Origin of the sequence: Streptomyces lydicus (assembly GCF_004125265.1) — a bacterium.
GTDB lineage: Bacteria > Actinomycetota > Actinomycetes > Streptomycetales > Streptomycetaceae > Streptomyces > Streptomyces lydicus_C.
This window is the reverse complement of sequence record NZ_RDTE01000003.1, coordinates 2863977-2878422: the sequence shown is the minus strand read 5'-3', so window position 1 is coordinate 2878422 and position 14446 is coordinate 2863977. Positions and strand designations below refer to the sequence as shown.

The 14446-nt window shown below is 74.9% G+C and carries 9 protein-coding genes; 7 read left to right on the top strand and 2 right to left on the bottom strand.

The annotated features are described in order from the left end of the window. Positions 1 to 930 carry a DUF4097 family beta strand repeat-containing protein gene (locus tag D9V36_RS15005; protein ID WP_129294219.1) on the bottom strand — a complete coding sequence of 310 codons (930 nt, stop codon included), beginning with the start codon at positions 928 to 930 and terminating at the stop codon, positions 1 to 3. Positions 931 to 1624: 694 nt separating this feature from the next. Continuing rightward, the gene (locus tag D9V36_RS15000) at positions 1625 to 1807 is read right to left on the bottom strand and encodes a DUF6104 family protein (protein WP_088799957.1); all 183 of its coding nucleotides are present in this window, start codon (positions 1805 to 1807) and stop codon (positions 1625 to 1627) included. 154 nt (positions 1808 to 1961) lie between these two features. Between D9V36_RS15000 and D9V36_RS14995 the strand changes: the two genes are divergently transcribed. From D9V36_RS14995 to fxsT, 7 genes are all read left to right on the top strand, one after another. Continuing rightward, positions 1962 to 2390, top strand: coding sequence for a CU044_2847 family protein (locus D9V36_RS14995; protein ID WP_129294218.1), 429 nt, complete (start codon positions 1962 to 1964; stop codon positions 2388 to 2390). Next, positions 2390 to 4786: a trypsin-like peptidase domain-containing protein gene (locus D9V36_RS42605; RefSeq protein ID WP_129294217.1), complete on the top strand. Its 2397-nt coding sequence runs from the start codon at positions 2390 to 2392 to the stop codon at positions 4784 to 4786. Before D9V36_RS14995 ends, D9V36_RS42605 begins: the two co-directional genes overlap by 1 nt. Before the next feature lie 349 nt (positions 4787 to 5135). Beyond that, entirely contained in the window at positions 5136 to 6191 is a 1056-nt protein-coding gene (locus D9V36_RS14985) for an AAA family ATPase (RefSeq protein WP_129294216.1), read from the top strand. A gap of 5 nt (positions 6192 to 6196) precedes the next feature. After that, positions 6197 to 9610, top strand: a complete 3414-nt coding sequence (locus D9V36_RS14980; RefSeq protein ID WP_241720878.1) for an SAV_2336 N-terminal domain-related protein — start codon at positions 6197 to 6199, stop codon at positions 9608 to 9610. Positions 9611 to 9715: 105 nt separating this feature from the next. After that, the gene (locus D9V36_RS14975) at positions 9716 to 9934 is read left to right on the top strand and encodes a YxD-tail cyclophane-containing RiPP peptide (RefSeq protein ID WP_129294214.1); all 219 of its coding nucleotides are present in this window, start codon (positions 9716 to 9718) and stop codon (positions 9932 to 9934) included. A gap of 171 nt (positions 9935 to 10105) precedes the next feature. Next, the gene (locus D9V36_RS14970) at positions 10106 to 11263 is read left to right on the top strand and encodes an FxsB family cyclophane-forming radical SAM/SPASM peptide maturase (protein WP_129294213.1); all 1158 of its coding nucleotides are present in this window, start codon (positions 10106 to 10108) and stop codon (positions 11261 to 11263) included. 132 nt (positions 11264 to 11395) lie between these two features. Further along, entirely contained in the window at positions 11396 to 14407 is a 3012-nt protein-coding gene (gene fxsT / locus D9V36_RS14965) for an FxSxx-COOH system tetratricopeptide repeat protein (protein ID WP_129294212.1), read from the top strand. The last annotated feature ends 39 nt before the right edge of the window (positions 14408 to 14446 follow it).

Below are 14446 nucleotides of genomic sequence, written 5' to 3'. Positions count from 1 at the left end.
TCAGAGCACCTTCTTCCCGGCGGGCCGGCCGGTGGGGGAGTCATCGTACGAATCGGGGGCGGGGCCGCGGCCGCCGCCGGGCCGGTGCTCCTCGTTTGCCGGGGAGGGGCGGCGCAGCAGGGCCAGGCCGCCGGAGACGGTGGTGACCTTGAGCGTGCCGGTGCCCGCGCCGAGCGAGCCGGTGACCTTCTTCGCGCCCCACTGGCTGCTGACCCGCAGGCCGTCGAAGGCGTTGGAGACGGTGCCGCTCGCGGTGTTGGCCTCGACCCTGGCGTCGGCCGGGTCGGGGAGCCGGATGGCGACCTCCCCGGAGACCGTCGTCAAGGCGATGTCGGCGGCCTGTCCGGGGTCCAGATCGAGGACCATGTCGCCGCTGACGGAGTCGGCGCGCACCGCCCCGCCCGCCCCGTCGATGACCGTCAGGTCCCCCGAGACGGAGTGGAATTGCAGATCGCCGGTGACTGACTGTGCCTCGACATTGCCGGAGACCGTATCGGCCCGCACCCCGCCGGTCAGCCCGACGAGCGTGCTGTCACCGGTGACGCCGCGGACGTCCGTACGCCCCGAGATGCCGGAGACCACCGCGCAGGCGCCGACCACGCCGACCTCGACGCGGGTGCCGGCCGGTACGGTCACCGAGACCACCGCGCTGCGGTTCCACCCCTTGCGGTCGAGGAACTTCAAGAAGCCCTTCCAGGGCAGGTCCTCGTAGGCGACCGACAGGGTGCCGTTCCGGTACGAGACGGTCAGCGGCGGGCCGTGCACCTCGCCGATCTCCACGCGGGCCGGGCCGTCGTCCGTGGTGCCGACGACGTTGACGGTGCCGTTGACCACGCGCACGGTCAGGGCGTCGACGGGTTCGGTGACCTCCAGAGTGCGTGGTGAGGTCACCTGTGTCGGTTGGTGCGACCACTCGGTCCCGGCTGACATGCCTGCCTCCCCTTGATCTGCGGCAACGCAACATATCGCGTCTACATCAGACACGATATATCGCGGATGGGGGAAGTCAAGTGCCTCGTTCGGGGGCATCGGAGAGCGTCAGAAGGTGTCGGAGGGCATCGGAGGGTGTCCGGAGCGCTCCCCTCCCGGCGTCCTTGATCATCAAGGTGCGGAAGAGTGGATCCGCCCGACGCGGTGGCGGGGTCCTCAGTGGTGGCACCTGATGTCGTGGCGTATGCCATGAAGGAGTCGAACACGTGTGTAAAACAACGGGGTTGCTCTCGGCTGTGGTGCTCGGTGCTCGGTGCTCGGTGCCGCGGTGGCCGGGCCGGTCGCGTTGGCACACGCCGCGCCCGCCACCGCTTCCGTCTCCGCCGCCGCGAGCTGTCGCTGAACAACAAGAGGGCCTACGACGAGCACGTACGAGCACGGCCCGCGGGCCGTGCGGGCTGCGTTCCACGACGAGGAAGACGTGAAGATGCGGAGGCGCAACGCGCTCCGCTACCTACGTCTGATCCAGGCCTGTTCGTTCAATGGCCCGCCGCCCGCGCGGCATGCGGGCCGTACGCGGCGCGCGGGAGCTCCGCACGGACCGTCGGCACCTGTCGCGTGAGGCGGTACCGGTACCGGTACCGGTACCGGTACCGGCCCCTGCCACGCCGTAAGCGGGGCAGGGACCGGCCCGCTACTCGTCCTCGTCCTCGTCGTCCAGCCGGGCCAGCCAGGTGGCCAGCCGCTCCACCGGCACCTCGAAGTCCGGGTTCAGGTCGACGAACGTCCGCAGCTGGTCGGCCACCCACCCGAGGGAGACCTCCTCCTCGCCGCGCCGGCTCTCCAGCTCTTCGATGCCACGGTCAGTGAAATACACGCGCTCTCCACCAGGGGTCATGGGTCATTCCCGGCCAGGATAGGCAGGCTCATGGACCTCTCGCGCCACAGGCGCCCGAAGGCTAGCCTGATCACCTTGTCAACGGTCCCGCGGTGATCGGGGAATTGCCGCCCACGGGGAGCAGGAGGCCGTGATGCACGAGCGCGCGCAGCGCATCGGACTGCCCGACGGTACGGAAGTCTGGGCCCGGGTCTCCCGGCTCGATGCCCCGGGGCTCGACGGGCCGGACGACATGGACGGGACCGGCGGCGAATTCGAGGACGTCGGTGCCTGGGACGCGCTCGGCGCCCGCGTCGAGGGGCTGCGCGAGATGGTCGGCGGGGTCGCCGCCAGTATTCGCCAGGCCACCGAGCGGGTCGCGCCGGACGAGACCAGTGTGACCTTCGGCGTGGAGCTGTCGGCCAAGCCGGGCAAGGCCGTCGCCCTGCTCGCGGACGGCGAGGCCAAGGCCAACCTCTCGGTCACGCTCACCTGGCGCCGCGCGGACGAGGCGCCGCCGGCGGCACAGCCGCACGGGGGACCCGCGGCCGGCCGCCGGGAGCCGGATGACGCGGGCCGCTGATGACGACTCCCGAGGGCCGGACCGCCGGCCGCGGTGACCGTGCCCACTACGCACAGCTCCTCGACCATGCCGGGCGCACCACCGTCGCCCTGCGCGCCGCCCCGGGCGCGAGCGCGGGACGGCCGTGGGGCAGCGGGGTGCTGATCGCCCCGGGGTGGGTGCTGACCTGCGCCCATGTGCTCGCGGCGGGCGACGGGCGGCGCCGTGGCACCGGCCCGGACGGCGTCTTCGGGGTCGCGTTCGGCGGCCGGGTGGTGCCCGCGCGGCTGGCGTACGACCTGAGCCGGCCCGACCCGGCGGCCGGGCCCGCCGCCGCCCGCGCCGATCTCGCGCTGGTCCGGCTGCTCGACCCGGATGCCGAGCACCCCTGCGCTTGGCTCAGCGACCAGCCGGCGACGCTCCTGGAGGACGCCTATATCTTCCGTGGCCACGACGCATCGGGTGCGGGTGCGGGTGGGGACGGAGGCACCGGCGTCGACGGAGGCACCGGCGCCGACCGAAGCCCCGGCGCCGACCGAAGCCCCGGCGCGGGCGCAGCCCCAGGCGCGGGCGGGGGCGGGGGCGCACACGCACGCGAGGGAGACCCCACGCGGGACGGATGCGGCGTACGGGAGAGCGGAGAGGGAGACGGACACGGCAGGCGGGAGCCGGACGGGGCCCGCGTCCCCCGGGGGCCGCGGGCCGGGCGCCGTACTCCCGCCGACCCCGCGACCCCGCACGCCCCCCTCACCACTCCCGCCCCCCTCACCACTCCCACCCCCCTCGTCACCCCCGCCACCCCCGTCGACCCCTTCATCGCCGTCCGCTTCGGTGCCAGGGACGCCCGGGGCCTGCAGTTCGGCAGCGATGTACGGGTCACCCCCGGCGCCTCCGGCGGGCCGCTGATCGACTGTGACCGCGGCGAGGTGGTCGGCATCGTCAAGGGCCGCCACCAGCAGGACCACGTCGGGCTCGCGGTGCCGGTCACCGCGCTGCGCGGGCTGGGGCCCGAACACCTGGTGCCGGGCGCCGAGGGTCTGGGGCCCGACCCGTACCACGCGCTGATGAGCCTGCACGACCGCTGGCACTGGGCCGGTCAGGAGCTCGGCCGCGCCGCCGGGCCGACCTGGTTCGACGCCCAGCACGCGATCATGTCGGGCCGGGGCCGCCTGTGGGGCGTACAGGAGCGGCTGCAGGCGCTGGACCTGCTCGCCCGTCTGCCCGCGCCACGCGATCCGCTGCTCGTGGAGGCCGCGGTCGGCGAGGTGCTGGACCGCGGGGACCGGCCCGGGGCCTGGGCGCTGCGTACCTGGCGGGACGGCCACGGCGCGCTCTACCAGGGCAGCGACCCGTACACGGAGCTGCGCGCCTTTGTGCACTACCTGCGGATCGTGGCGCAGCTGACCGCCGACGAAGTGCGCGACGTACCGGGCGAACAGGCCGCCGCGGTACGCGGACAGGCGCTGCGCCTCGCGGAGTTCGTCCAGGCCAAGGCGGTGGTGCTGCAGCCCCAGGACCGCCGCAGGATAGGGCCGGTGCGCCGCCGCCCGCGCTCCGTACTCGTCGAGTTCGAGCCGCTGTTCTACGACGAGGGCGGACCGGAACTCTTCAACTGGTCGGTCAGCGAGGGCTACGGCCAGGGGCAGTGGCTGCGGGTGGACGTCCAGGAGTCGGCCGGCGGGGTGCCGTTCGAGCAGGCGCGGGAGCAGGTGCTGCGGCGGCTCGGCGGGCGGCTGCTGCGGGCCGACGGCGACGCCGGTCCCGGCGCCCGGGTACGTCTGGAGGTCGCCGTCCCCGAAGGGCGCTGGCACACCGCCGCAGGACAGTGGGAGGTCGCCGCCTCGACCCGGCGCACCGCCCGGCTGCGGCCGGTCGGTTCCGGACGCGCCGTGATCCTGCGGGACCAGGGGCGGCGTGAGCAGGTCGACCCGGCCTGGCTGCGCCGCTGGCAGGGCCTGGCCGCCGCCCCTGAACTGCAGGTGCTGCGCATCGCGCCGGACCCCGGCGGCGGCGCGGCGCGCGGCTTCGACGAGGCGGTCTGGCGGCTGCTGGAGACGGCCGCCGAGGGCGCGCTGCCCGCGCTGTGCCATACGGTCGCCGACGGCTTCGGGCGGGACGCGGTCGGCGCCGTCCTGGACACCGGCTTCCCCGCCGGGCTGTGGCCGGCCGGAGGGCACGGCGAGGAACGGGACTGCGATGCCGCATGCGAGGAATTCCACCGTGGGGTAAGGGAGTTGCTGCAGGGCTCGGGCGGGCTGGCCCGACTCCCCGAGCTGGTCCGGCAGCTGCGCGCCAAGGCCGCCGGGGCCGCCGAGGAGGGCATGCACTGGGCCCGCGATCTGGTGCTCCTGTACGACGACCCGGAGGACCCGATTCCGCCGCTCTTCACGGACCGCCCCCAGCTGTCCCCGCGATGAACGGGGCACGGAGCCGTCGCGGCGGTCCGAGCGCCGCGCACGCCCCCCTGTGCCTCGCACGCGCCCGGCGCCCGCCCCTGCCGTGTCCGCCCCTCACGCGGCAAGTGGCGCCCTGTACGCGGCACTTGGCCGCCCGCGATGCCCCTGCGGGAGACCGGAAACCGCCCCGTGTGCTTCCGTCGGGCTGAGTACTGTCATAGCGTCGTGGAAGACTTGTCCGTGAGGCGCACCTGCGTGATGGCGGGTGGCGGACGTGGGGGAGGCCGGGGTGGGCGATGCCGACGTCTCCGGCGCTCCGCCATGACCATCGCTCCTGACCGAGGCCTGGCCGGCGACGAGGAGTTCCGACGTGAGCGACTGGCTCATCTACCGTGGCGCGGGGGCACCGCACGACGGAATTGAGCACCTTCCGCCGCCACCCCCGTGGCGCGATTTCGACGGTGGTCCTCTGGTGGCGCCGCCCGCCGCCCTCGACCCCTCCTCCGAGCGCAGGCTCGGCGTGCAGCACCGCGAAGCCAGCCACCACCGCCCCGGCGAGACCGAGCGCGAGCTGGTCAACGCCGCGCTCTACCTGCGCCGTCCGCTGCTGGTGACCGGCGCGCCGGGCAGCGGCAAGAGCACCCTGGCGCATTCGGTCGCCTATGAACTCGGCCTCGGCCGGGTGCTCGGCTGGCCGGTCGTCAGCCGCAGCACCCTGCGCGACGGCCTGTACGACTACGACGCCATCGGCCGCCTCCAGGACCTCCAGATCGCCCGCGCGGCCCCGTCCGCCGCGGACGACGACGGGGTGGCCGACGCGGACCCGACCGACGAACCAGGCGGTGGCATCGGCCGCTACATCCGCCTCGGCCCGCTGGGCACGGCCCTGCTGCCCGCCGCCCGGCCCCGCGTCCTGCTCGTCGACGAGCTCGACAAGAGCGATATCGACCTGCCCAACGACCTCCTCAATGTGCTGGAGGAAGGGGAGTTCCGGATTCCGGAGCTGGAGCGGCTGGCCGGATCCGTCCCCGAGGTGGAGGTGCTGAGCGACGACGGCGCGCGGGTGACGGTGCGCGACGGCCGGGTGCGCTGCCATGCCTTCCCCTTCATCGTCCTCACCAGCAACGGTGAACGCGACTTCCCCGCGCCCCTGCTGCGCCGCTGTATCCACCTCCACATCCCGGTGCCCGACAAGGAGCGGCTGGCCGCCATGGTGCGGGCCCACTTCGGCGAGGGCGCGGCCGAGCGCTACGAAGCGGTGATCGACGGCTTCCTGGACCGCGAGCCCGGCGATGTCCGCGCCGTCGACCAGCTCTTCAACGCCATCCACCTCACACAGAAGGCCGGCTGGACGGACGAGGACGAGGAGGAGACCCGGCGGCGTCTGACGGCGGAGCTGATGCGGCCTCTCGATCGGACGAGGTGAGCGCGGTGCCCCTCGGGGAGCCCGGCCCGGGCCCCCTCGACGAACTCGTCGCCCGGCTGACCGCGGCGGGGGTGCCGGCCGACGCCCGCGGGATGGCCGACGCCCTCTGGCTCGCCCAGTGGATCACCCCGGACGCCACCCGGGCCGACGGCCCCGCGGCGGCCGGGCCCGACCGCACCCAGGAGTCCGGTGGTCCGGATCCGGCCACTTTCCGGGTGGGACCGGCCGTCTCCCTGGACCCCGGGGACGCCCGCGGGACACCGCCGGACGGCAACGGCAACGGCAACGCCGACAGCCCCGGCACCGCGGACGCGGACCCGTCCTCGTCCGTCCTCCGGGACGGCGCCCGGCGCCGGGTGGCCGAGCTGCTGCCCACCCGGGAGGAACGGCTCCCCGACCCGGACCGGCAGCGCCTGGGCGAGGTCGCGGTCCCGATCGCCTCCGCGTTCCCCGGGTTGCTGCCGCTGCAGCGTGCGCTGCGGCCCATCCAGCGCTACCGCCCGCCGGTCGCCCCGGCCCGCCGCAAGCTGGACGAGCCCGCCACCGCCGAACTCTCCGCCCATGCCGAAATGATCATCCCGGTGCTGCGCGGGGTGCACCGCAGGGCGGCCGCGCTCCGGCTGCTGATGGACGGCTCGTCCTCGATGGCCGTCTGGGAGCAGATGCTGCACGACCTGCGCCAGGTCTGCGAACGGGTCGGCGCCTTCCGCGATGTGACGGTGCACTACCTCCATCCGCACGGCCAGGACATCGGCGTCGCCGCGGCCCCGGGACCCGGCCGCCCGCTGCGCCCCGCCGACCAGCTGCACGACCCGACGGGCCATCACCTCACCCTTGTGGTCAGCGACTGCGCGGGCCCGCTGTGGCGGGACGGCCGGATGCAGCGGCTGCTCTACCGCTGGGCGGCCGACGCCCCGCTCGCCGTGGTCCAGCCGCTGCCGCAGCGGATGTGGGCGCGTACCCTGCTGCCCGCCGTGGCCGGCACCCTCGTCCGCCGCCAGGGCCCCTACCAAGCCCTCGGCTTCCGCCCGTCCCGCCGTCGCCGGCGCCCCGCCGCGGCACCGGGCGCCGCGCCCGCGGCGCCCCGCGAACGCGCCATCCCGGTCCTGTCCGCCACCCCCTCCGCCCTCGGCTCCTGGGCCCGGCTGGCCGCCGCCGACGCCGGTCTCTCGCTGCGCGGCGCGGCCTGTGTCGTACGGGCCGACCACGGCGCCGGGCAGCCGGTCCCGCCGCCCGAGCCCGAGCGCGCGGCACCCGCCCGTATGGTCCGCGCGTTCGACCAGCAGGCCTCGCCCGCCGCCCGGCTGCTCGCCGTCCACCTCTCTGCCGTCCCGCTCGCGCTGCCCGTCATCCAGCTCGTCCAGCGCGCGATGCTGCCCCAGACCGGCCCGGCCGAGCTGGCGGAGGTGCTGCTCAGCGGCCTGGTCACCCAGCTTCCCGCCGAGGAGGGGACGCCGGGGGAGCAGGGCGGGGTGAGCGGTCCGTGGTACGACTTCGTGCCCGGTGTACGCGACGAACTCCTCGGCCGGCTCAGTGCGGGCGAGGCCGCCCTGGTCCTCAAGCACTGCTCGCTCTACATCGAGCGCACCTTCGGCCGCAGCGCCCGCAACTTCCCGGCCGTCGCGGTCGCCATGCTCTCCGGCAGCGGCCGCGAGCCCGAGACCGGCCAGCGCGCCGTCCCCGAACCCTTCGCCCGGGTCTCCGAGCGCGTACTGCGCCGCTTCGAACCGGCCCTGCGCCCGCCCGCCCGGCGGCCCTACGCGCCCGACGGCCCCGCCGCGGAAGGCGCCGCCCTCCTGGAGCGCTACGAACAGGGCCGCGCCGTACGGGACCTGATCGAGGCCGTCCGGCTGCTGCGCGCCGCCACCGAGCGGCTGCCCGTGGCCGGTACCGACCTCGCCCGCGCCCTGCTGCACGCCTGGGCGAAGTGGCGCCAGCCGGACGCCCTGGAGGAGGCGGAGCGCGCGGCACTCGGCGCGGAGCGGGCCACGGCCGAAGGGGCCGCCGGTGACCGGGAGGCCGCCACCGCCGCCCGCGAGGCGGAGCGCACCCGGGCGCTGATCGTGCTGGGCCGGGTCGGCCACGCCCGCGCCGGGGAACGCCACAGCGCCGGCACCCCGGCCGAGGAGCGCGGCGCGCTCGCCGACGCCGCCCGCAGGCTGCACGCCGCCTGCGGGCTGATGAGCCTGCTCGACCCCCGTGTCCTGGAGTGCATGGTGCTGCGCACCGAGGTCCTGCGCCGCCTCGCCGCCCTGCCCGCCCCCGACACCGTGCCGGGGACCGACGAACTCCCGGGGGCCGGCGACCTGGCCGCCGACGACCCCCTCGACGAGGCGGAACGCTGTCTGTCCGCCCTGCTCGACCAGTGGCCCAGCGGCGAGCAGGTACCCGGCGAGGTCTACGCCGCCCGGGGCGGTGTCCTGCTCGACCGGGCCCGCCGGGCCGCCCGCGGTCACGAGGCAGGGCCGCGGTCCGCCCAGGCGCTCGCGGTGCGGGCCGCCGACGACCTCGACACCGCCACCGTCCTGCTGCGCCGCCGCGGCAGCGCCGCCGACCGGCTGGTCTGCGAGACGCTGCTCGATCTGGCGGCGGCCCGCCAGCTGCACGACGGCGCGGGCCTGCCGTCCGTGCTGCCGCTCCTCGAACGCGCCCGGGAGACGGCCCGCGCCCTCGACGACCCGGCGCTGGAAGCCGCCGCCCTGCGCCGTACGGCCGCCGTCCAGCGCGCCGTGCACACCCGCACCGGCGACCTGACCGCCCTCGACGCCGCCCTCGCCGCACTGGCCGCCGCGCTCCGCCTGGCCACCCCCGATTCGCCCGAGCACAGCGCGCTGCTGGCCGAGCGCGGCGCGGCGCTGCTGCTGCGCGCCCGGCAGGAGCCGGCCGGCCCAGTGGGCAAACGGCTGGCCAACGAGGCGGTGCACGTCCTGCGCGAGGCGCTGGGCCGGGCCGGGCCGCAGGACCCCGACCTCGGCCACCACCGTCTGCTGTTCGGCCGCGCCCTGCGACTGCGCTACGAACGCCAGCCCTCCCTCGCCGATCTGCACGAGGCCGACTGGATCCTGGAGCTGGCCGCCCGCGGGGTGGACGTACCGGACGCGGTGGCGGCCGAGGCCTGGCTCGAAGTGGGCGACATCCAGCTGCTGCTGGACCGCCGCTTCGACTCCCGCGAGCGCCATGACCGGGCCGCCGCCTGCTTCCGCCGCGCCGCCGCGGCCGCCCGGCGGGCCGGCAGCCCCCTGCTGGCCGCCCGTGCCCACCACCGCCGCGGCGAGGTCCTGGAGGTCACCGCCGGCCCCCGTTCGGCGCTGCACGCCTACCGGGAGAGCTGGGAACAGTGGCAGCGCGCCGCGGAGGAGACCGGCGCCGAGGCCCAGCGCACCCGCGCCCGGATGCGCGCCCTGGAATCCACCGCCTGAGCGCCCCGGGCGCCCGTCCGGCTGCCTGGCCGTCCGCACCGGAACGTGTTTCCGTGGACGGGAGTCCGGGAACACACCCGTCCAGCCGGCCCAGAGGAGAGCAGCGTGGCGACTACCCCCCGCACCGAACCGGCGGTGGCCGCGCGGCCGGGGCCGTCGGCCGAGCGGCTGCCGGATTTCGCCGGGGTTGACGTGGGCGTTCTGGCGGCGCGGACGGATCACGCGGTGCTGGGAGAGGTGGCGGCACTGCTGCTGCGCAACTGGCCGTCGGCGGACGAGGCCGTGGCGTACTACGAGGACGGCCCGGAAAAAGCCTTGCATTGACAGGCGAGAACGACGGTTTTTGGGCAAACGTGCAAGGGAACCGGCCAGTTGCCGAGGGAATCAGGTTCCCCGGCCGAGGGCCGAGCCAAGTACCAGTCAGCGGGCGGGAGCTGTCGATCCCGTACCTCGACGCAGGCGGACGGGTGCGGGGCGAGTGCAGGGGGCGATGCCGTGGCGGGGGAGAAGACCGGCCGGACGGCCGTCGTACCCTTCCGGCAGTTCGTCCTGAAGGTCCACAGCCGCTGCAACCTCGCCTGCACCTACTGCTACATCTACACCGGCCCCGACCGCAGCTGGCGCACCCGCCCGCCGACCGTCCCTGCCGCCACCGTCCGGCAGACCGCCCTGCGCATCGCCGAACACGCCCGCACCCACCGGCTGCGCGAGGTCCGTATCGACCTGCACGGCGGTGAACCGCTGCTCACCGGCCCCGGCCCGCTCCTGGAGCAGGCCGCCGCGATCCGCGCCGCGCTGCCCGGCGGCTGCACCGCCGAATTCGGTCTGCAGACCAACGGCACGCTCCTCACCCGGGAGCGGATCGACACCCTCGCGGCCGCCGGATTCCGGCTCGGCCTCAGCCTGGACGGCGGCACGCCCGGCCTCAACCGCCGCCGGACCGACCACGCCGGGCGGCCCTCCTGGCCCGCGGTCTCCCGCGCGCTACGCCTGCTCCGTGACCGGCCCGACGCCTTCGCCGGCATCCTGTGCACCATCGACATCACCGCCGACCCCGCCGAGGTCCACGACTCGCTGCGTGCCCTGGACCCCCCGATGGTCGACTTCCTCCTCCCGCACGCCAACTGGTCCAGCCCTCCCCCCGCCGGCACCGGGCCCGCGGCCGGCCGCACCCCGTACGGCGACTGGCTGTGCACCGTCTTCGACCTCTGGTGGGACGGCGGCCCCGGACCCCGGGTGCGGGTGTTCACCGAAATCCTCGGCCTCCTCCTGGGCCGCCCCAGCTCCAGCGAGGCGGTCGGTCTCTCCCCCGTCGTCGCCCTGGTCGTCGACACCGACGGCGCCATCGAACAGGTGGACTCGCTCAAATCCACCTACGAGGGCGCCGCCGCCACCGGCCTCGACGTCTTCCACCACACCTTCGACGAGGCCCTGGCCCACCCCGGCATGGCCGCCCGCCGCAGCGGCCGGGACGGCCTCGGGGCACAGTGCCGCGGCTGCGCCCTGGTGGAGGTGTGCGGCGGCGGCAACTACGCGCACCGCTACCGCGCGGACACCGGCGGATTCGCCCACCCGTCCGTCTACTGCGCCGACCTGGAACGCCTGATACGGCATATCGCGGCCCGGCTGGACGCCACGATCGCCCTCAACTGACGTGCCGTCGACCTGTCCTGACGCACTGTCGTCATATGGGGGGACACTTGGGCTATCGTGCCGAAGTGCCAGGGCGTGCCGGACGGGACAGCCTCTGCAGCGCGCACCATCGCATCCCAGGGAGACGGTCGCATGGTCGAGCAGACCACCTTTTCCGGTCCCAGCGGTTCCCACGAGCACATCACCATCAGCTATGCGGGCTTCACCCGGCCCTGGGCGGCGTGGATCTCCCACCAGCTGGAAGCGCAGGGCCACGGCACCACCCTGCTGCGCTGGGACCCCCGGGCGGACACCGCGCTGGTGGCGGAGCTGTCGGGGCTGCTGGAGGCCGAGGGCCGGCTGCTGATCGTGCTCGACGACTGGTACTTCCGGCTCGGCCCCAAGACACAGGAGGAGTGGACGACCGCGCTGCGCGAGGTGGTTTCCCCGCACGCCGACCGGTTCGCCGCGGTGAGCGTGGCCACCCAGTCGCTGCCCGCCACCGCGTCCCTGCTGCGGCCCGCCGACCTGCGCGACCTGGACGCCCGCGAGGCCAACCGCCGGGTGCTGCAGCGGCTCGGCATCGCCGGGCAGGGCCGGGCCGTGGACGAGGAGGCGCCCGGCGCGCCCCGCTTCCCGAACAACCCGCCCGAGGTGTGGAACATCCCGCGCCGCAACAACCGCTTCACCGGCCGCGACAACGTCCTCGAAGAGCTGCACGGCAAGCTGGCCGGCTCCGGGGCCGGTGCGGGCCCGCCGCTGGAGACCCGTATCGCGCTCTACGGCACCTCCGGCGTCGGCAAGAGCCAGATCGCCGCCGAGTACGCCCACCGCTTCGGCAACGACTACGACGTGGTGTGGTGGATCAGCGCCACCAACCGCGGCGCCGCCCGCGAGCAGCTCGCCGAACTCGCCACCCGGCTCGGCCTGCCCGTCGGCCGGGAGCTGGGCGACCGCATCCGCGCCGTCCACGAGGCGCTGCGCGTCGGCCGCCCCTACCGCCGCTGGCTGCTGATCTTCGACAGCGCCGACGACATGGAGCAGATCGAGGACCTGGTCCCCGACGGCCGCGGCCATGTCCTGATCACCACCCTCACCCGCGACTGGTCGGGCTCCGGCAGCGCCCAGGAGATCGAGGTCCTGCCCTTCCGGCGCGCCGAGAGCGTCGCCTACGCCCGGCGGCGGGCACCGCGGCTGACGCCGATGGAGGCCGATCTGCTCTCCGACGCCGTCCAGGACCTGCCGCTGCTGCTCGCCCAGACCGCCGCCTGGCTCGACGCCAACCCGATGTCCCCCAAGGAGTACATCGAGCTGATCCGCCGCGGTGAGCCCAGCCTGGTCGGCATCCGGATCTCCTCCGACTACCCCATGGCCTTCCAGACCAGCTGGGCCATAACCCTCAACACCCTGCGCGAACGCAGCCCCGCCGCGGTCGAACTCCTCAAGCTGTTCGCGTTCTTCGCCCCGGACACCATCCCCGTCCCGATGCTCGCCCAGGCCCGCCGCGGCGACCTGCCCGAACACCTCGCCGACCTGGCCGCCGAGCCGATCAGCTGGAACACCGCCCTGCGCCGGCTGACCGAATCCACCGCCGTACGCCTCGACTACCAGGTCTCCGAGGACGCCGACCCGGCCGTGGAGACCGCGCTGATGCACCGGCTCTACCACCGGTTCCTGCGCAGTGACATGACCGAGGACGAGCGCGACCTGATGGCGGCGACGGCCTGCCGGGTGCTGGTCACCGCCGACCCGCAGAACCCCGCCGACACCCGCTGCTGGGAGCGCTACGCCGAACTCATCCCGCATCTGGAGCCGGCCGGCGTCCTCGACAGCCCCGAACCCGCGGTCCAGCAACTGCTGCTCAACTGCGTCGAATACCTCCGGGTCCGCGGCGAGTACCGCATGGGCCTGCGGCTGTGCGAACAGTTCATGTCCCGCTGGCGCACCCGCCTAGCGGCCACCCAGCGCACCATGCTCGTCCTCACCCACCAGCACGCCAACATGCTGCGCAGGCTCGGCCGCTACCGCGAGGCCGAGGCGGTCGGCAGCGCCGTCGTCGACCAGCTCGCCACCGAGCGGGACGCGGCCGATGCCGACCTGCTGCGGGCGCAGGACGGCCTGGCCGGCACCCTGATCGCGCTGGGCGCGTACGAGCAGGCCTATGACCTCTTCGACGCCGTCTGGCGGGCCTATACCGACCTGCTGGGCCCGGAGGCCCCTCGCACCCTCTCCTCGCGGCACAACCTCGGCACGGTCCTGGCGCTGCTCGGCCGCTACGAGGAAGCGCTGGTCACCCACCGCGAGGTGCTGGCCTTCAGGGAGCGCGAGCTGCGCGCCCGGCACCACCTCACGCTCAACGCGGGCACCGCCTACGCCCGTACGCTGCGCCTGCTCGGCCGCTACCGCGACGCCACCTCCGCCCAGGAGCTCAACGCCCGGCTGCATCTGCAGGTGATGGGCCCGCACACCCCGCAGACGCTGCGCGCCGAGCACAACCTCGCGCTGTGCCTGCGCCGCTCCGGCGACACCGCCCGCGCCGCCACGCTGCTGGCCGACCTCGTCGAGCGCTCCCGCCGGGTGCAGGGCCCCCGTCACCCCGAGACGCTGATGGTGCGCGCGGACCACGCCACCTTCCTGCGGGAGCACGGCGACCTCGGGCACGCCCGCGACCTCGCCGAGGAGGTCGCCGAGCGCTACCGGGCGCTGGCCGGCGAGCGCCATCCGTACACCGTCGGCGCCCTGGGAAACGTCGGGCTGGTCCGTGCCGAGTTCGGGGACCCGGCACAGGCGCTGGACCTCGCGGACCGGGCGCTGGGCGGGATGACCGAGGCGATGGGCCCCGACCATCCCTGGACGCTGGGCTGTGCGCTGAACGCCGGTGCCGCCCGTAACCGGGTGGACGACGAGGAGGGCGCCGTGGAGCTGGGCCGCGCCACACTGGAGCGCGCCAGGGCGGCGCTGGGCGACACCCACCCGCTGACCCTCTCCGCGAAGACCGCACTCGCCGAGGACCTGCGCGCCCTGCGCCGTGGCCAGGAGGCAGCGAAGCTGGAGCAGGAGGCCATCGGGCAGCTCTCCGGGACGCTGGGCGCCGAGCACCCGCACACCCTCTCCGCCCGGCGCCGCCGCCGCCCGTACTGGGACTTCGAACCGCAGCCGGTCTAGCCCCCGCGTCAGAACGCGGCATGCGGAAGGGCCCGCCCC

Coding starts and splice junctions, on each gene's coding strand:
- fxsT (WP_129294212.1), top strand. CDS start 11,396: ATGGTCGAGCAGACCACCTTTTCCGGTCCCAGCGGTTCCCACGAGCAC.
- D9V36_RS15005 (WP_129294219.1), bottom strand. CDS start 930: ATGTCAGCCGGGACCGAGTGGTCGCACCAACCGACACAGGTGACCTCA.
- D9V36_RS42605 (WP_129294217.1), top strand. CDS start 2,390: ATGACGACTCCCGAGGGCCGGACCGCCGGCCGCGGTGACCGTGCCCAC.
- D9V36_RS14995 (WP_129294218.1), top strand. CDS start 1,962: ATGCACGAGCGCGCGCAGCGCATCGGACTGCCCGACGGTACGGAAGTC.